Genomic DNA, 16777 nt, shown 5'->3' with positions numbered 1-16777 from the left:
GTGAGCCGCTACGGTGAGCGGCCCGCCGGGGCCGCGTGCGAAGATGGCAGGGCTGGTGGGGACGATCTCCGGACGGTTCTCTGGCCATGGTGAACGACAACGAACACCACCTGGGCGAGCCGCAACAGGACGCCCTGCTGATGGTGCCGATCGCGACGGCGCTGATCGAGGCCGACGGCCGGATCCTGCACTGGAGCGGCGACGCGGAGGCACTGCTCGGCTACTCCCCGGGGCAGGCGATCGGGGCCAAGGCCGCCAAGTTGCTGACCTCCGAGGAGCAGCGGCCCGAGGTGCTGGAGCTGTTCCAGCAGATCCTGCACGGCCGGGCCTGGTCCGGTGTGTTCCCGGTCCGGCACCGGGACGGGCATCTGGTGAACCTGGAGTTCCGCACCCATCCGATCACCGGGCCGGACGGCCGCACGCTGGTGCTGGCCGTCGCCTCCGACGTGACCACGCTGCGCCGGATCCAGGCGGACCTGGCGGTGCTCGACGGCTTCTTCACCCAGTCCCCCGTCGGCATGGGCGTCTTCGACCCCGAGCTGCGCTTCGTCCGGCTGAACGAGGCGCTGGCCCGGGCCAACGGCCTGCCCGTCGAGGAGCAGCTCGGCCACCGGCTCACCGAGGTGCTGCCCGGGATCAACGGCACCGAGGCGGAGGCGGTGATGCGACGGGTCCTGGAGAGCGGCGAGCCGGTGGTGGACACCCGCTCGCACGGCCGCACCCCGGGCGACCCGCAGCACGACCACGCGTGGTCCGCCTCGTACTTCCGGCTGGAGGAACCCGGCGGCCGGGTGCTCGGCGTGAGTTCCACCGTCATCGACGTCACCGAGCGGTTCCGCGCCGAGGCCCGGGCTGCGCGGGCCCAGGAGCGGCTGGCCCTGCTGGTCGACGCGACCGCCTCCATCGGCACCACGCTCGACCTCCGGCAGACCGCCCGGGAGCTGGCCGACACGATGGTGCCCAGGGTCGCCGACATCAGCGGGGTGTTCGCGCTGGAGGTGCTGGTGACCGGGCGGAACGTCGAACCGCCCGACCCGGACGCGCCGCAGCTGGTCCGCCGGCTGGCCCTGGCCACCACCGACCCGCTGTACCCGGCCGAGTCACTGCCGGTGGAATCGCTGTACGAGCTGACGCCGGACTCGCCGTACGCCCGGGCGCTGGCCACCGGGCGGACGGTGGTGGTGCCGTCCTGGGAGCTGCCGCTGCTGAGCGAGGCCATCACCGAGAGCCACCGCAGGGCCTACCTCGGCGACCGGCCGCGCTCGGTGCGGATCACCCCGCTGGTGGCGCGCGGCACCACGCTCGGCATGGTGGTGTACTCGCGGCGCGGCGACCGGGAGTCGTTCGCCGAGGCCGACATCACCCTCGGCGACGAGCTGGCCTCGCGGGCCGCCGTCGCGATCGACAACGCCCGGCTGTACCTGCGCCAGCACCAGACCGTCCTGGCCCGGCAGCAGGCGCTGCGCGAGGCGAAGGCCGCCCAGGAGCGGCTGGCGCTGGTCAACGTGGCCTCCACCCGGATCGGCACCACGCTCGATCTCGCCCAGACCGCGCAGGAGTTGGCCGAGGTGGCGACGCCCAGGCTGGCCGACTCCGTGGTGGTGGAGGTGCTGGAGGACCTGGTCCGCGGCGAGCGCGAGGCCCGCGCCCCGGCGGACGGTTCGGCGCTGCTGCGGCGGATGGCCTTCCACTCGGTGCCCGGCTCGACGCTGCGGCCGGTCGCCCGGCTCGGCGGGGTGCACCGCTTCGCACCCGGCACGCCGTACGCGTGGAGCCTGGCACACCGCAAGCCGGTCCTGGTGCCGCGGATGGACGCGGAGGGGCTGGCCTGGTTCGCCGACGACCCGGTGCGCGCCGCGGCGGTGCGGGAGCAGAACGTCCACTCCTTCATGGTCGTCCCGCTGATCGCGCGCGGCACCGCGGTCGGCGTCGCGGGGTTCTACCGCACCCTGGTGGAGCACCCGTACGAGGAGGACGACCTGGCGCTGGCCGGCGAGTTGGCGGTGCGGGCCGCCGTGTCCATCGACAACGCGCTGCTGTTCACCCGCGAGCGCGACGCGGCCGCCGCCCGGCAGCGGGCTTTGGACGAGGCCCGGGCCGCGCAGCAGCGGCTGTCGCTGCTCAACGAGGCCAGCACCCGGATCGGCACCACCCTCGATCTGCACCGCACCGCCCAGGAGTTGGTGGAGGTGGTGATCCCGCGCTTCGCCGACTTCGTCACCGTGGACCTGCGCGACGCGGTACTCGGCGGCGAGGAGCCCGGCCCCGTCCCGGAGAACGATTCGATACTGATGCGGGCGGTGGCGGTCGGCGAAGCGACCCGGGGCGGCGGCATGACGGCGGCCTCCGACCAGGTCGGCGAGACCTCGCAGTCCGCCCAGCTGTACGCCCAGAGCCTGCGCACCCGGCGCTCGATCCTGGTCTCCGAGGTGACCGAGGAGGAGATGCGCCGGATCGCCGCCTCGCCCGACCGGGTCCAGCCGGGGCTGGCCGCCGGGGTGCACTCGTACCTGATGGTGCCGCTGGTGGCGCGCGGACTCGTGCTGGGCGGCGCGGAGTTCGTCCGCACCCGCAACCCGGAGCCGTTCGGCCCGGAGGACCGCTCGCTGGCCGAGGAACTCGCCGCGCGCACCGCCCTCGCGATCGACAACGCCCGGCTCTACCGGCGCGAGCGGGACACCGCGCTCACCCTCCAGCGCAGCCTGCTGCCGCAGGAGATCCACCGCACGCTCGGCCTGGACCTCGCCTACCGCTACCTGCCCAGCAGCGTGGTCAGCGAGGTCGGCGGCGACTGGTTCGACGTCGTGCCGCTCTCCTCGGGGCGGGTCGCGCTGATCGTCGGCGACGTGATGGGCCACGGCATCCGGGCCGCCGCCACCATGGGCCAACTGCGAACCGTCGCCCGGACGTTGATTACCCTGGACCTGGACCCGGAGCGCGTCCTGCACCGGCTGGACGAAGCCTCCAGCGCGCTCGGCGAGGGCCAGTTCGCCACCTGCGTCTGCGTGGTGTACGACCCGGTGGACCGCCACTGCACCGCCGCCTGCGCCGGCCACCTGCCGCCCGTCGTCGCCGATCCGCAAGGGCGGGCGCACCTGGTCGAACTGCCGCCCGGCGCACCGCTCGGCGTTGGCGGGGTCCCGTTCGAGAGCGTGGAGTTCACCCTCCCCGAGGAGGCCATCCTGGCGCTCTACACCGACGGGCTGGTCGAGCGCCGGGGCCACGACATCGACGAGGGACTGCAATTGCTCTGCCGGACGGTCGCCGACCGGCGCCGCTCGCTGGAGCAGACCTGCGACGCCGTCCTGGCCGAACTCACCGGCCCCACCAGCGAGGACGACATCGCCGTCATCATGGCGCAGGTCCGGCCGGTCGGCGCGGACCGGATCGCCAGCCTGCCGCTCACCGGCGACCGCGCGATGGTCGCCCACTCGCGCCGCTTCACCCGCGAGACGCTGGCCGCCTGGGGCCTCGAACCGCTCGCCGACTGGGCCGAACTGCTCACCAGCGAGCTGATCACCAACGCCCTGGTGCACGCCGGATCCCCCACCCAGCTGCGGCTGTTCTGCAACCGGGCGCTCACCGTCGAGGTCGCCGACCAGGAGAGCGAGACGCCCCGGATCCGGCGCGCCCGCGCCGAGGACGAGGGCGGGCGCGGCATCCACCTGGTCAACGAGCTCGCGCACCGCTGGGGCAGCCGCCGCACCGGGGACGGCAAGGTGGTCTGGTTCGAGCTGGAACTGCCCCCGGGCAGCCCGTCCGAGTGATCCGGCCCGCGACCAGGTGGCACGGCCCGCGACCGAGCGATCCGGCCCGCGACCGGGCAGCGCGGGCCGCGGGCTCAGTCCGGCAGGAGCAGGTTCACGTCGCCGAACTCGTGCCAGAGGTAACGGTGCTGGACGGCGGCCCGGTAGCACTCGGCGAGCAGGGGCCGCCCGGCGACGGCGGCCAGCATCAGCAGGTGCGAGGCGCGGGGCTCGTGCCAGCCGGTGAGCAGGCCGTCGACCGCGCGCACCCCGCGCTCCGGAGTGATCACCAACTCCGTCCAGCCGTCCGCCTCCTGGACGGTGCCGTCCGACGCGGCGGCCGACTCCAGGGCGCGCACCACCGTGGTGCCGGCGGCGATCACCCGCCCACCGCCGGCCCGCACATGGCCGACCAGGCGGGCGGTGGCCGCCGGGACGTGGAACCGCTCGGCGTACGGCGCCTCGTGCGCCTCCGGCGAGGCCACCCCGGTGTGCAGCGTGACCGGCGCGACCAGCACCCCGCGACCCGCCAGCCGGGCCACCACCTCCGCGCTGAACGGCCTTGCAGCGCTGGGCATCTCACTGCTGCCGGGGACGGCCGCGAAGACCGTCTGGTAGGCCTCGATCGGCCAGTCGCGGTCCACGTAGCCGTATCGGATCGCCTTGCCGTGCACCTCCAGGTACGGCAACAGCCTTGCTGGCAGCGTCAGTTCGGCGTACCAGAGCCGGGCGGTGAACGGTGCGACCAGCTCGGCCGCGCCGCCGGCGGGCAGCGCCACCCGCAGACCGGGGCGGGCCGGGGAGTCGGCCGGCGGGTAGTAGGCGGCCGCCGCCCCCGGCACCACCCGCCGCAACTCCACCAGGTGGGAGCCGCGTTGGTCGGGCTGGGCGGAGGACAGGTGCAGCGCGACCGCCGTACCGTCGGGCAGCCGGCCGGGCAGCGCGGCCGGCAGGGTGGCCGAGTTGTTGACCACCAGCAGGTCACCCGCGCGCAGCACCTCGGGCAGCTCGGTGAAGCGGTGGTGCTCGACGCTCCCCCGGTCGCGCCGGCCGACCAGCATCCGCACGCCGTCCCGCGCCCCGCCGCGCGCCTCCGCCGGTGCCCGGGCGGAGAGTTCGGGCGGCACGGCGACGTCGAGGCCGAGGTCCACGAGTCCGGTCATCGCCCACCCCGGGCCGCGACCCTCAGGTCCTCGGCGCGGTAGCGGCCGGAGGCGGCCCGGTCGTGCAGCAGTCCGAGCAGGACCGGCACCACCTCCTCGGGCAGCGGCTCGCCGGAGATGTCCTCACCGGGGCTGGCCTCCTGCAACATCCCGGTGCGCATGCTTCCCGGGTCCACCGCCCACACCCGCAACTCCGGCTCCTCGCGGGCGAGTACGGCGGTGGCATGGTCGAGCGCCGCCTTGCTGGCGCCGTAGCCGCCCCAGCCGAGGTAGGGCACGACGGCGGCGTCCGAACTGATGTTGAGCACGCTCCCGGCGCGGGCGCGCAGCTGAGGCAGGAGGAGCTGGGTGAGGGCGATCGGGGCGAGCGCGTTGACCTCGAAGGTCTCCAGCAGGTCCGGCAGCGGGAAGTCGGCCAGCCGGGGCAGCGGCTCGGCGCCGGGCGCGGTGGCGCCGTTGAGCGTACCGGCGTTGTTGACCAGCAGGCTCGCGCCGCCGAGCCCGTCGGCGGCCGCGGTCAGGTGGGCACGGTGGTCGTCGTCGACGATGGAACCGGAGAGGGCGACGACCTTGGTGACGGCGGCCAGGGCCGCCTCGGCGGCGGCGAGTCCGGCCGCGCCACGGGCGCTGATCACCAGCTGCCAGCCGTCGGCGGCGAGGGCCCGGGCGAGCGCCAGGCCGAGCCCCCGGGAGGCTCCGGTGACCACGGCGACGGGGGCGGGGGCGGTGTGCTGTGCTGCGTTCATGCCCCCACCCTCGCCCCGCAGGGGGCGGCGGCGGATCGGCCGCCGGAACCGGGACCCGGTCGTCCGTTGGGCCTAGGGTGCCTGGGTCGCCGGACCTGGGCCGGCGGCCCAGGCTTGCGGGTCCGTCCAGGCGGCGAGGGTGCGGCGGGTGTCGAAGCGGCGCTCCCGGCCGGTCAGCGGGTCGGTGAACTCGACCACCGAGGCGAGGAGTTGGAGCGGACGACGGAAGTCGTCCGGGGCCGGTTCGGGCAGCACCACCGGATACACCGGGTCACCGAGGATCGGCACGCCGAGGCCGCACATGTGCAGCCGCAGCTGGTGGGTGCGCCCGCTCAGCGGCCGCAGCCGGTAGCGGGCCAGGCCGTCGCGGCGTTCCAGGAGGTCGATCCGGCTCTCGCTGTTCGGCGGCGCGTCGAGCTCCCGGGCCGCGATCACCCCGCGCTCCTTGAGGATGTGGCTGCGCACGGTGCGCGGCAGGTCCAGCGCCGGGTCGTACGGGGCGATCGCCTGGTACTCCTTGCGCACCAGCCGGTCGCTGAACAGGGTCTGGTAGGCACCGCGTTCCTCGGGCCGCACCACGAACATGGCCAGGCCCGCGGTGAGCCGGTCGAGCCGGTGCGCGGGGCTGAGGGCGGGCAGGTCGAGACTGTGCCGCAACCGGGACAGCGCCGTCTCGACGACGTGCCGGCCGCGCGGGGTGGTCGCCAGGAAGTGCGGCTTGTCGACGACGACCAGGTGCTCGTCGCGGTGCAGCACCTCCAGTTCGAACGGGACGCGGACCTCCTCGGGGAGGTCCCGGTAGAACCACAGGTGCGCGCCGGGTCGGAACGGCGCGTCGTCGGCGACCGGGCCGTGCTCGCCGACGATCTCGCGGCCGCTCAGCGCCGCGTCGATCCGCGCGGCGGCCACGGCCGGCAGCCGCTCGACCAGGTAGGCGCGGACGGTCGGCCAGGGGCCCTCGGGTGGCAGCCGCAGGTGCACCGGGTCCACACCGTGGCGCTGCGGGAGGGGGGAGGCCGGGCGGCGGCTCTTGCGTCTCATCTCCCGGCCAGCGTAGTCCGCCCGCTCGGGGCGGCCCCGGCCGAGGTCCACGAGCCGCCCCGGGCCCCCGAGGTGCCGCTCACGGGGAGTGCGGAGCACAGTGGACGGTAGGTCGCCAATCCGCCGGGAGCAGCCGGGAGGACGTGTGAGCGCAGACGGCCCGGACGGTGTGCCACCGCTGCACCTGCCGCGGCGCACCCGGATGCTGCTGGTCGGCGCCTTCGGGCTGCTGGTCGCCGCCGTGGTGGCCGACCTGGTGACGGGGCCGGGGACGACCCTCTCCCCCGTACTGGCCGTCGCGCCGGTCCTGGCCGGGGCGACCACCCGCAGCGCCCGGGTGCCGCTGGCCGCCGGGGGCATCGCCGTCGTGGCGGTCGGGCTGCTGGAGACCACCAACACCGAACTGCCGGCCGAGGTGCACATCACCGCGCTGATCACGGTGCTCGCGGCGACCCTGGCCAGCGCCGCCAACGTCGTCCTGGTCGCGGCCCGGGAGCGGGAGCTGTTCCACGTCCGGACGGTCGCCGAGGCGGCGCAGCGGGCCCTGCTGCGCCCGCCGCCGGAGCGGATCGGGCGGCTGCGCACCGCGGTGCGCTACGTCGCGGCGGCGGCCGAGGCACGCATCGGCGGGGACCTGTACGCGGTGGTCGACACCCGCTACGGCACCCGGATCCTGCTCGGGGACGTGCAGGGGCACGGGCTGCCGGCGGTGGAGACGGCGGCGGACGTGCTGGGGGTGTTCCGCGAGGCGGCCCGGACGGAGCCCGATCTCGCGCGGCTGGCCGAGCGGCTGGACGCGGCGCTCGCCGCCCGACCGGACGAGGGGCGCTTCGCCACCGCGCTGCTGCTGACCGTGCCCGCGGAGCGCGGGCCGGCCGGCGTGGTCAACTGCGGGCACCCGCCCCCGCTGCTGCGCCGCGCGGGCCGGGTGCGCGCGCTGACGCCGCCGTACGCCGCGCCGCCGCTCGGACTGCGGGGGCTGACCGGCGGCAGGTATCCGACGGTCCACTTCGAGCCGCTGCCGGGGGACCTGCTGCTCCTGTACACCGACGGCATCACCGAGGCCCGCAACGCCGAGGGGCGGTTCTACCCGCTGGAGGAGCGGCTGCCGGGGCTGCCCGCGGGGAACCCGGCGGACCTGCTGGAGGACCTGCTCGCGGACGTCGACGGCTGGGTCGGCGACGCCGGGCTGACGGACGACGCGGCGCTGCTGGCGCTCCGCTGGGAGCACTGACGGGCGGAGGGCGGACAGCGGACGGGCAGGCAGGCAGGCAGGGGGCAGGCGGGATGGGCGGGCCGGCGGGAGCAGTGACGGCCCGGCCGATTGTCAGAGCCGTGTGCAAGGCTTCGCACACGGTCGGTGAGGAGCCGGCCGGGTAGCGATCGTCGGAGGGAGTGCGCCATGGGGGACAAGGCCAGCGGGTCGTTCGAGCTGACCGGCTTCGAACCGGTGGAGACGGAGGAACGCGAGGGTGCGGCCTTCGGGCGGGTCCGGATCTCCAAGAACTTCACGGGTGGGCTGAGCGGCACCAGCGAGGTGCGGATGCTCTCCGTCGCGGGCCCCTCGGGCGGCCCGGCGTCCTACGTCGCGGTGGAGCACGTGACGGGCGAACTGGACGGGCGTAAGGGCTCGTTCGTGCTCCAGCACGCGGCGTGGGACACCGGCGGGACGACCATACGCGTGGTGCCGGGCACCGGGTCGGGCGAGCTGGCCGGGCTCACCGGCGAGTTCCGCCTGACCGTCGACGAGGCCGGCACCCACACCTACGTCCTGGAGTACGAGCTGGGCTGAATCACCTGGTCTCAGCCGCGCGCCGCGCGCCGCACGCACCGGGCTGCCGTCCGCGCTGCCACGATGATGCGATCAGTGCACGATCGACATCGGAGGGTGGCGCATGCCCGGTACGACGATGGCGGCGGACGGCACGCCGGTCGCGGTGCTGGCCGCGAACACGGTCACGGCGCCTGTCGCGACACCAGTCACGACTCGGGTCACGACGCCAGTCACGGTCGAGGAGGTGGTCGGTCGGCTGCGGGAGATCGGGGCGGTCCTGCCCCCGGCGGACGGGGTGGCGGTCTTCAACCGGCTCTACCTCACCGTCACGGAGGCCGTCCGCGGCCGGCTCGGCGGCTCGTACTTCGCCGATCCGGCGGCGATGGCCGAGCTGGACACGGTGTTCGCCGGGCGCTACCTGCTGGCCGTGGCCGCCGACGCGGCCGGGCAGGAGCCGCCCGCCTGCTGGCGTCCGCTGTTCGCACTGCGCGCCCACCCGGGGGTGCACCCGCTGCAGTTCGCGTTGGCCGGGATGAACGCCCACATCCAGCACGACCTGCCGCTCGCCGTCGTGGACACCTGCCTGCGTCGGGGCTGCGAGCCGGCCGGGCTCGCGGCGGACTACCACCGGATCAACGGCCTGCTGGCGGAGGTGGAGACCGCCGTCCGGGAGCAGCTGGTGCCCGGCCCGGACCTGCTGGAGCGCGCCGAGCCGCTCACCCACCTGCTCGGCGTCTGGTCGGTGGAGGCCGCCCGCGAGGGGGCGTGGTCCGCCGTCCAGGCGCTCTGGGAGCTGCGCGCGGTGCCGACCGCCGCGCGGGCCTTCGCCGCCGCCCTGGACTGCTCGGCCGGCCTGCTCGGCCACGCCCTGCTGCTCCCGCTCGGCCCGCACCCCGCACCGGACGCGGCCGGCGGCTCACCACGCACGGCGGACGCCCCGGGCACGGCGGCGGGCACGCCGGACGCACCAGACAAGGCACCGCACGCACCGGGCACGGCGCCGCATGCACCGGGCACTGCACCGGACGCACCCCACAGGGCACCGGACGCCCCCCGCACGGCGGCCGGCCGGCTCCCCGAGGCGAGGAACCGGCCGGCCGGTGAAGGAGCGGGCGCTCAGGCCCGACCAGATCAGGCCCAGCTGGAGTGCAGCGGCTTGCCCTCGGCGTAGCCGGCCGCGCTCTGGATGCCGACGATCGCCTTCTCCTGGAACTCCTCCAGGGTGTTGGCGCCCGCGTAGGTGCAGGAGCTGCGCACACCGGCCACGATCGAGTCGATCAGGTCCTCGACGCCCGGGCGGGCCGGGTCGACGAACATCCGGGAGTGCGAGATGCCCTCCTCGAACAGCGCCTTGCGGGCCCGGTCGTACGAGGAGTCCTGGGCGGTGCGGTTGCTGACCGCACGGGCCGAGGCCATGCCGAAGCTCTCCTTGTACTGGCGGCCGTCAGCGGCGGTCTGCAGGTCGCCCGGGGACTCGTAGGTGCCGGCGAACCAGGAGCCGATCATCACGTTGGAGGCGCCGGCGGCCAGTGCCATCGCGACGTCGCGCGGGTGGCGGACGCCGCCGTCGGCCCACACGTGCTTGCCGAGCCGGCGCGCCTCGGCGGCGCACTCCAGCACGGCGGAGAACTGCGGGCGGCCGACGCCGGTCATCATCCGGGTGGTGCACATGGCGCCGGGGCCGACGCCGACCTTGAGGATGTCGGCGCCCGCCTCGACCAGGTCGCGGACACCGGCGGCGGAGACCACGTTGCCGGCCACGATCGGGATCCGCGGGTCGAGGCCGCGCACCGCGCGCAACGCGCTGATCATCGATTCCTGGTGGCCGTGCGCGGTGTCCACGACCAGCACGTCGGCGCCGGCGTCGATCAGGGCCTTGGCCTTGCCGGCCACGTCGCCGTTGATGCCGACGGTGGCGGCGATCCGCAGCTTGCCGGCGGCGTCCACGGCCGGGGTGTACAGGGTGGCGCGCAGCGCGCCCTTGCGGGTGAGGATGCCGACGAGCCGGCCCTCGGCGTCGACGACCGGGGCGAGCTTGCGGTGCGCCTCGGTGAGCTTGTCGAAGGCGGTGCGCGGGTCGATGCCCTCGTCCAGGAGCAGCAGGTCGCGGGACATCACGTCGGCGAGGCTGGTGAAGCGGTCCACGCCCTGGCAGTCGGAGTCGGTGACGACGCCGACCGGCTTGCCGTCCTCGACGACCACGAGGGCACCGTGCGCGCGCTTGGGCAGCAGCGACAGCGCCTCGGCGACGGTGGCGCCCGGGGCGAGGGTGATCGGGGTGTCGTGCACCAGGTGGCGCTGCTTGACCCAGGAGACGACCTCGGCGATGACCTCGGTGGGGATGTCCTGCGGGATGGCGACCAGGCCGCCGCGGCGGGCGACGGTCTCGGCCATCCGGCGGCCCGCGATGGCGGTCATGTTGGCGACGACCAGCGGGATGGTGGTGCCGGTGCCGTCGTTCGAGGAGAGGTCGACCGCCTGCCGGGAGCCCACGGCGGAACGGCTGGGGACCATGAAGACGTCGTCGTACGTCAAGTCGTACGAGGGCTTGAGGTCGTTCAGGAAGCGCATGAAGGGGGCTCTCTGGCTGGGAGAAATTACACCTCGGGTGCGGTTGCGGCACTGCCGCCGGGCGCACTCGGGCGCCCGGCACCCAGCATTCGATTCTCCGGGACGGTGGGATCAAAAGCCAGTTCGAGGCCCATTGCTGGCACTGTGTACAAACCATGATCAATGCTCCGCGCGTAGACTTGGACGATCATCCAAGACCGGCGGTTTTCGCCCCGGCCAGGGCCGCTCCCGTAGCATTCACGCGGTAACGGCGAGGCGAGCGGGAAGCGGCGACAGGCAATGACGGCGGGCGTGGACATCAAGCAGGACCAGAGCGGCACGGACACCGGGGAGGAGATCGACTACGGTCCCGGCCTCGACCCCGAGCGGCTGCGGCTCTGCCTGGACGTGCTCGCCGAGCTCGACCGGCTGCACGTCGACCACCCGGACGCGATCACCGTCCGCCAGGCCGTCGGCGGCATATTCCGGACGCTCAAGCAGCGCCGCCGCCAGGAGACCCGGGCCCGCAAGACCGCCAACGACCGCGAGGTCACCGCGCGCACCGCCACCGGCGCACCCACCCGGATCGACGACGAGACCGCCGGCGCCTTCGGCCTGACCACCGTCACCAGCACCGAGATCGCCGGCATCCTGGAGCGGCCCCGCTCCTGCTACACGTGCAAGCAGCGGTACGTCGAGGTCGACGCGTTCTACCACAACCTCTGCCAGGACTGTGCCGTCAAGAACCGGGCCCACCGGGACGCCCGCGCCGACCTCACCGGCAAGCGCGCGCTGCTCACCGGCGGCCGGGCCAAGATCGGCATGTACATCGCGCTGATGCTGCTGCGCGACGGCGCCCACACCACCATCACCACGCGCTTCCCCAACGACGCCATCCGCCGCTTCACCGCGATGCCGGACAGCGCCGAGTGGATCCACCGCCTCAAGGTCGTCGGCATCGACCTGCGCGACCCGGCCCAGGTCATGGCGCTCGCCGACGAGGTCGCCGCCGACGGCCCGCTGGACATCCTGATCAACAACGCCGCGCAGACCGTGCGCCGCCCGCCGGAGTCCTACCGCGAGCTGATCGCCGCCGAGTCCGCGCCGCTGCCGGCCGGCGAGCTGCCGCAGGCCACCACCATCGGCCGCTTCGGCAGCGGCAGCGTCGACCTCCCTGCCCTCCCCCACCAGGCGAGCGGTGACGCGCAGCGGATGGCCGCCGAGGACGTCACCTCGCTCGCGCTCGTCACCGGCTCCGCCACGCCCGCCCGGATCGAGGCCGGCACCGCGATCGACGCCGGCGGGCTGGTGCCCGACCTCGCGCCCACCAACAGCTGGGTGCAGACCGTCCAGGAGGTCGGCCCGGTCGAGCTGCTGGAGGTCCAACTCTGCAACTCCACCGCGCCGTTCATCCTGATCAGCCAGCTGCGCCCGGCGATGGCCGCCTCCGCCTCCCGCCGCAAGTACGTCGTCAACGTCTCCGCGATGGAGGGTGTGTTCCAGCGCGGCTACAAGGGCGCCGGCCACCCGCACACCAACATGGCCAAGGCCGCGCTCAACATGCTCACCCGCACCAGCGCGCACGAGATGTTCGAGACCGACGGCATCCTGATGACCGCCGTCGACACCGGCTGGATCACCGACGAGCGGCCGCACCCGGACAAGATGCGGCTGGCCGACGAGGGCTTCCACGCCCCGCTCGACCTGGTCGACGGCGCGGCCCGGGTGTACGACCCGATCGTCCGCGGCGAGCTCGGCGAGGACCTGTACGGCTGCTTCCTGAAGGACTACGAGCGCTCCAACTGGTAGTCCCCGATCCTGGCGAGGACCCCCGCGAAGGAGATGGCGAATTGACCACCGCACCGCTGCTCGGCGCCGGAATCATCGTGCCCACCGGGGACGGCCGGGTGCTGATCGGCCGGCGCACCACCGCCGGCGAGCCGCCGACCTGGAGCCTGCCCGGCGGAAAGGTCGATCCCGGCGAGTCCTTCGAGCAGACCGCGGCCCGCGAACTCGCCGAGGAGACCGGCATCGTGCTGCCCGCCGAGCAGATGCGGGTGCTCGCGCTCCTGCTCGACCACGAGCTCGGCCGGCCCCGGCTGACCGCCGCCGTACTGGCGCCGCCGAGCCTGGCCGAGGCGGTCGTCACCGAGCCGCACTCCTGCGGCGGCTGGGAGCGGGTCGCGCTGGACGCGCTGCCGGAGCCGATGTTCTACCCGTCCTCGCTGGTCCTCGGCAGCTGGCTGCCGCAACGGCCGTCGGTGGTCCGGGCCGGAACGACCGGGTACCCCGTCACCCGCTGAGGGCGCCGGGGTACCCCGGCGGCACTCGGACGCCGAGAGCCCACCGCCCGGGCGGCCCGCGCCGAACGGCGACGGGCCGTCCGCCGTTGCGGGCGGCCTCGGGGCCGGTGATCCGCTTCAACGAGTCGAGCGCGCCGGTCGGCTCGTCGGCGAACAGCACCTGCGGCCGGGCCGCCAGACCCCGGGCCGGCGCCACGCGCTGCGCCTGACCACCCGCCAGTTCGCCGGAGCGGCGCCGCTCCATACCGCTCCGTGCCGCCCAGGCCGAGCCGGGCCGAGCCGGGCCGGGCCGGCGCGTCCAGGCGGGCGGCGGTGAGGTCGATCCGGCGCAGGTCGGCGTCCAGGTGGAACAGGCCGTGGTCGGCGGGCAGGGCGTCCACCAGGGCGCCGGTGCGGCGCAGTTCGGTGCGTTCGCGCATCCGGCGCAGGTGGGCGGCGCGCTCGGTGTCCAGGTACTCCTCGGCGTCGCGGCCCAGCGTCAGGGCCAGCACCACCTTGGTGAACAGCACGCTCCGTAGGCTGGGTTCGGGCGCGACCGGATCCCGGAGCCAGGTCTCGAACTCCGTCGCCCCCGCGCCGGTGATCACGTAGCGCTCGCGTTCGGGTCCCTCGCCGGGAACCCGGTCAGAACCCGGTCAGAACGTGGTCAGAACGTGGTCAGAACCCGGGCGGAGACACCGTCACCCGGGTGCGGGCGGGCAGGAGGCAGCCCCACGCTCACCCCCTGCACCGCACCACGGCCCGGCACCCCCACGGTCAACCGGGCCAAGCCGTCCCCTGGCACGAAGGATGCGGCCGGACCCCAGCCTGCCCGCCCGCCCGGCCGCTGCCGAGGGTCGAACGTCCCGGGTGCGCGAAGGGGCGCCGGGCGGCCGCACGCCCGGGCGTGACCCGGAACGCGACCGGCGCGCGGCGGCGCCGTCCGCAGGTCCCGGTGGTACGAGCCCGCACGACTCTTGTGCGCGGGCGGCCACCGGGTGGAAATTGGGTGACGAAGCCCCACGACCCCACCAGCGCGCCGCCCCAACCCCCCTGAGGAGCCGTCGACGTGTCCAGCACACCCCGCCCCGCCCGGCCCTCGTCGCGCCCGCCGCGAACCGGCCGCCGGCTGCGGCGGGCCTTCGGTGCCCGGCACGAACCGCTGGTCCGGCCCGTCGACCGGGCCCGCGCCCGCGCCTGGCTGCTGAGCACCCTCGGGGCCCTGCTCGCCCTCGCCTTCGCCACCGGCAGCGCCCTGCTCGCCTACCACGCCACCGCACCCCAGGCCGACAGCGACCGCCTGCGCCTCCACAAGGTCGACGCCGTGGTGCTCACCCTCCCCGACCACGGCTCCGGCACCGGCACCGGCACCGGCGGACGCTTCGGCGCCGGCTACAGCACCCGCGTCGACGCCGAGGCCGCCTGGACCTACCCCGACGGGCAGCCGCACACCGGCACCGTCCAGGCCCCCCGCACGGCCGTCACCGGCACCGTCGTCCCCGTCTGGGTCGACCCCGCCGGCGCGCTCTCCTCGCCCCCGACCAACCGCGCCTCCGTCGCCGTCTCCGCCGTCTGCACCGGCGCCGGCGCCCTTCTCGCCCTCCTGGCCCTGCTCACCCTCGCCCTGCGCCTTCGCCTGCACGTCCTCGACCGCCGCGCCGACGAAGCCTGGGCCCAGGGCTGGGCCCGCCTCGAACCCCTCTGGAGCGGCCGCGCCGGCCACCGCCAGGACGACTGACCCACGAGAGAGGACCGGCGAGCGGAGGGGCGCGGCGCCGGGTCAGAGCGGGTGGATCCAGGCCGGGGCGGGGTGGGCTCCGGCGGCCCGGTGGGTGAGGGCCGCGACGGCGACGAGGAGGGTCAGGGCGAGGGTCAGGGCGACGGGGACGTCGGCCTGGCGGATGAGGAGGGCGCCGACGAGGGCGCCGACGAACATCCAGACGGCGGAGGCCAGACGGCGGGGGCCGGTGCGGTCGGCGGCGAGGGCCGTGATGGTCATGGTGAGCACCGTGGTGGTCAGGTCGGGGACCTTGAGGGAGCGGACCACCGCGTTCTGGCCGCCCATCGCGAAGGCCAGCAACCCGATGAGGCCGTAGCGGGCCGGGTCGGAGGTGTAGCCGGCCACGGCGGCCAGGGCGATGCTCGCGGCGACGAGCACCACCTGGCCGACCACCGCCGTGGTCAGCAGCCGCCCGCGGTGGTCGGGCAGCCGCCGGGCGAGGTGGCCCCCGACCAGGGCGCCGAGCACGAACGCGGCGAGGGCGCTCAGTGAGGCGGTGGCGGAGAGTCCGGCGGCACCGGCCAGGGCGAAGCCGAGGAAGACCACGTTGCCGGTCATGTTGGCGACGAAGACGTGGCCGAGCCGGAGGTAGCTGACCGCGTCCACCAGTCCGGTGACGACGGTGAGCACCAGCAGCATCGGCACCAGCGGCCCGTGCCTGGGGTCGGGGTTGAACATCGGGACCTCCTGGTCGGCCTCGTGACGGTGCCTCCGTTCTACCTCCCCCGGGCCGCCGACTAGGCGAGCGCGGGGCGGCTCGGGTCGTCGGGTTCGTCGTCGAGGTGCCAGTGCAGGTCGCGGACGCCGGGTTCGAGGGAGAGCCGGCTGACGACCTGTTCGAGGGCGGGAGCGACCTGCCCGGTGATGGCCACGGTGGCGCGCAGGCTGGTGGCGTCGCCGCTGTCGGTGCGGCGGGCGCGCAGGCCGGTGGGGGCGAGGCCGGAGGCGGACAGGGCCTGGAGCAGCAGGGCCCGGATGTGGGTCTCGGCCTTGCGCTCGCATTCCAGGTGGACGGTGGCGCGGACGGTGGAGTCGGGGTCGCTGCCGGACTGCGGGGCGCGGTCGAGCATCCGGCCGGCCGGGCGCAGGATCAGGTGGACGGCGAGGACGCCGAGCGTGCCGAGGACGGCGAATTCGAGCTTCCCGGCGGCGGCGAGCACCCCGACGGCGGCCGAACACCACAGCGTGGCGGCGGTGTTGAGGCCCCGGACGCCGGCGCCGTCGCGCAGGATGACGCCACCGCCGAGGAAGCCGATGCCGGAGACGACGTAGGAGGCGACCCGGGTGGGGCTGGCGGCGTCGCCGACGGCCTCGCTGTACAACACGAACAGGGTGGCGCCGGCGGCGACCAGGGCGTTGGTGCGCAGGCCGGCCATCCTGGCCCGCCACTGGCGTTCGACGCCGATGAGCGCGCCGCAGGCGACCCCGGTGGCGAGCCGGACGAGGAAGTCGGCGGTGGTCAGGGTGTGCACGACGGCACCTCCTTCACTGGGAGAGCTGGCAGAGCTGGGAGAGCGGGAAGGGCTGCGAGACCTGGGAGACGGACGGACGGGTGGCGGGCCGCTGCCCACCACCCGTCCGTTCGGGCTGCGGTCTGCGACTCAGTGGTTGAGCGCGGTCTGGACGATCTTGATGATGACCATCACCATCGCGACCAGGAGGTAGGCGCGCAGGGCGCCCATGCCGACCTTGCGG

At 74.8% G+C, this 16777-nt stretch carries 14 protein-coding genes and 1 pseudogene; 8 read left to right on the top strand and 7 right to left on the bottom strand.

The annotated features are described in order from the left end of the window. Positions 1-86: 86 nt before the first annotated feature. The gene (locus tag AB0O19_RS28610; protein WP_363623601.1) at positions 87-3767 is read left to right on the top strand and encodes a SpoIIE family protein phosphatase; all 3681 of its coding nucleotides are present in this window, start codon (positions 87-89) and stop codon (positions 3765-3767) included. A gap of 74 nt (positions 3768-3841) precedes the next feature. Here AB0O19_RS28610 and AB0O19_RS28605 read toward each other — a convergent pair whose 3' ends face one another. From AB0O19_RS28605 to AB0O19_RS28595, 3 genes are all read right to left on the bottom strand, one after another. Continuing rightward, positions 3842-4909, bottom strand: coding sequence for an S-adenosylmethionine:tRNA ribosyltransferase-isomerase (locus tag AB0O19_RS28605; RefSeq protein WP_363623599.1), 1068 nt, complete (start codon positions 4907-4909; stop codon positions 3842-3844). Further along, positions 4906-5655, bottom strand: coding sequence for an SDR family NAD(P)-dependent oxidoreductase (locus tag AB0O19_RS28600; RefSeq protein WP_363623597.1), 750 nt, complete (start codon positions 5653-5655; stop codon positions 4906-4908). The genes AB0O19_RS28605 and AB0O19_RS28600 overlap by 4 nt, the downstream gene beginning before the upstream one ends. 72 nt (positions 5656-5727) lie before the next feature. Then, positions 5728-6696: a pseudouridine synthase gene (locus tag AB0O19_RS28595; protein WP_363623595.1), complete on the bottom strand. Its 969-nt coding sequence runs from the start codon at positions 6694-6696 to the stop codon at positions 5728-5730. A gap of 145 nt (positions 6697-6841) precedes the next feature. Here AB0O19_RS28595 and AB0O19_RS28590 point away from each other — a divergent pair, with 145 nt between their 5' ends. The 3 genes from AB0O19_RS28590 to AB0O19_RS28580 all read left to right on the top strand — a co-directional run bounded on the left by AB0O19_RS28590 (position 6842) and on the right by AB0O19_RS28580 (position 9641). Next, positions 6842-7930, top strand: coding sequence for a PP2C family protein-serine/threonine phosphatase (locus AB0O19_RS28590; protein WP_363623593.1), 1089 nt, complete (start codon positions 6842-6844; stop codon positions 7928-7930). 168 nt (positions 7931-8098) lie between these two features. Continuing rightward, on the top strand, positions 8099-8488 hold the full coding sequence (locus AB0O19_RS28585) for a DUF3224 domain-containing protein (RefSeq protein ID WP_363581644.1): 390 nt from the start codon (positions 8099-8101) through the stop codon (positions 8486-8488). A gap of 103 nt (positions 8489-8591) precedes the next feature. Then, positions 8592-9641 (top strand): DUF5995 family protein, encoded by a 1050-nt coding sequence (locus AB0O19_RS28580; RefSeq protein ID WP_363623591.1) that lies wholly within the window; start codon positions 8592-8594, stop codon positions 9639-9641. Here the strand turns inward: AB0O19_RS28580 and AB0O19_RS28575 are convergent. After that, positions 9602-11041, bottom strand: coding sequence for a GuaB1 family IMP dehydrogenase-related protein (locus AB0O19_RS28575; RefSeq protein ID WP_363623589.1), 1440 nt, complete (start codon positions 11039-11041; stop codon positions 9602-9604). The genes AB0O19_RS28580 and AB0O19_RS28575 overlap by 40 nt on opposite strands. A gap of 297 nt (positions 11042-11338) precedes the next feature. Here AB0O19_RS28575 and AB0O19_RS28570 point away from each other — a divergent pair, with 297 nt between their 5' ends. Both AB0O19_RS28570 and AB0O19_RS28565 read left to right on the top strand, forming a co-directional pair. Then, positions 11339-12829 (top strand): SDR family NAD(P)-dependent oxidoreductase, encoded by a 1491-nt coding sequence (locus AB0O19_RS28570; RefSeq protein WP_363623723.1) that lies wholly within the window; start codon positions 11339-11341, stop codon positions 12827-12829. A 41-nt stretch (positions 12830-12870) separates the two neighbouring features. Then, positions 12871-13323 carry an NUDIX domain-containing protein gene (locus AB0O19_RS28565; RefSeq protein WP_363623588.1) on the top strand — a complete coding sequence of 151 codons (453 nt, stop codon included), beginning with the start codon at positions 12871-12873 and terminating at the stop codon, positions 13321-13323. An 85-nt stretch (positions 13324-13408) separates the two neighbouring features. On the opposite strand, the pseudogene AB0O19_RS28560 reads toward AB0O19_RS28565, so the two are convergent. Then, a pseudogene (locus AB0O19_RS28560) lies at positions 13409-13558 on the bottom strand (ATP-binding cassette domain-containing protein); the annotation flags it as partial. A gap of 109 nt (positions 13559-13667) precedes the next feature. On the opposite strand from AB0O19_RS28560, the gene AB0O19_RS28555 reads away from it, so the two are divergent. Both AB0O19_RS28555 and AB0O19_RS28550 read left to right on the top strand, forming a co-directional pair. Further along, positions 13668-13841, top strand: coding sequence for a hypothetical protein (locus AB0O19_RS28555; RefSeq protein ID WP_363623586.1), 174 nt, complete (start codon positions 13668-13670; stop codon positions 13839-13841). Between the two features lie 530 nt (positions 13842-14371). Next, positions 14372-15040: a hypothetical protein gene (locus AB0O19_RS28550; RefSeq protein WP_363623584.1), complete on the top strand. Its 669-nt coding sequence runs from the start codon at positions 14372-14374 to the stop codon at positions 15038-15040. A 42-nt stretch (positions 15041-15082) separates the two neighbouring features. On the opposite strand, the gene AB0O19_RS28545 is transcribed toward AB0O19_RS28550, so the two are convergent. Together AB0O19_RS28545 and AB0O19_RS28540 are read right to left on the bottom strand one after the other, a co-directional pair. Beyond that, positions 15083-15760: a YoaK family protein gene (locus tag AB0O19_RS28545; protein WP_363623582.1), complete on the bottom strand. Its 678-nt coding sequence runs from the start codon at positions 15758-15760 to the stop codon at positions 15083-15085. 59 nt (positions 15761-15819) lie between these two features. Next, positions 15820-16554 carry an MgtC/SapB family protein gene (locus AB0O19_RS28540; RefSeq protein WP_063346501.1) on the bottom strand — a complete coding sequence of 245 codons (735 nt, stop codon included), beginning with the start codon at positions 16552-16554 and terminating at the stop codon, positions 15820-15822. Positions 16555-16777: the final 223 nt, after the last annotated feature.

It is taken from the genome of Kitasatospora sp. NPDC091276 (genome assembly GCF_040684355.1).
In the GTDB taxonomy this organism is placed as follows: Bacteria; Actinomycetota; Actinomycetes; order Streptomycetales; family Streptomycetaceae; genus Kitasatospora.
Note: the sequence above shows the minus strand (reverse complement) of the source record. Positions and strands in the feature narration are given on the sequence as shown.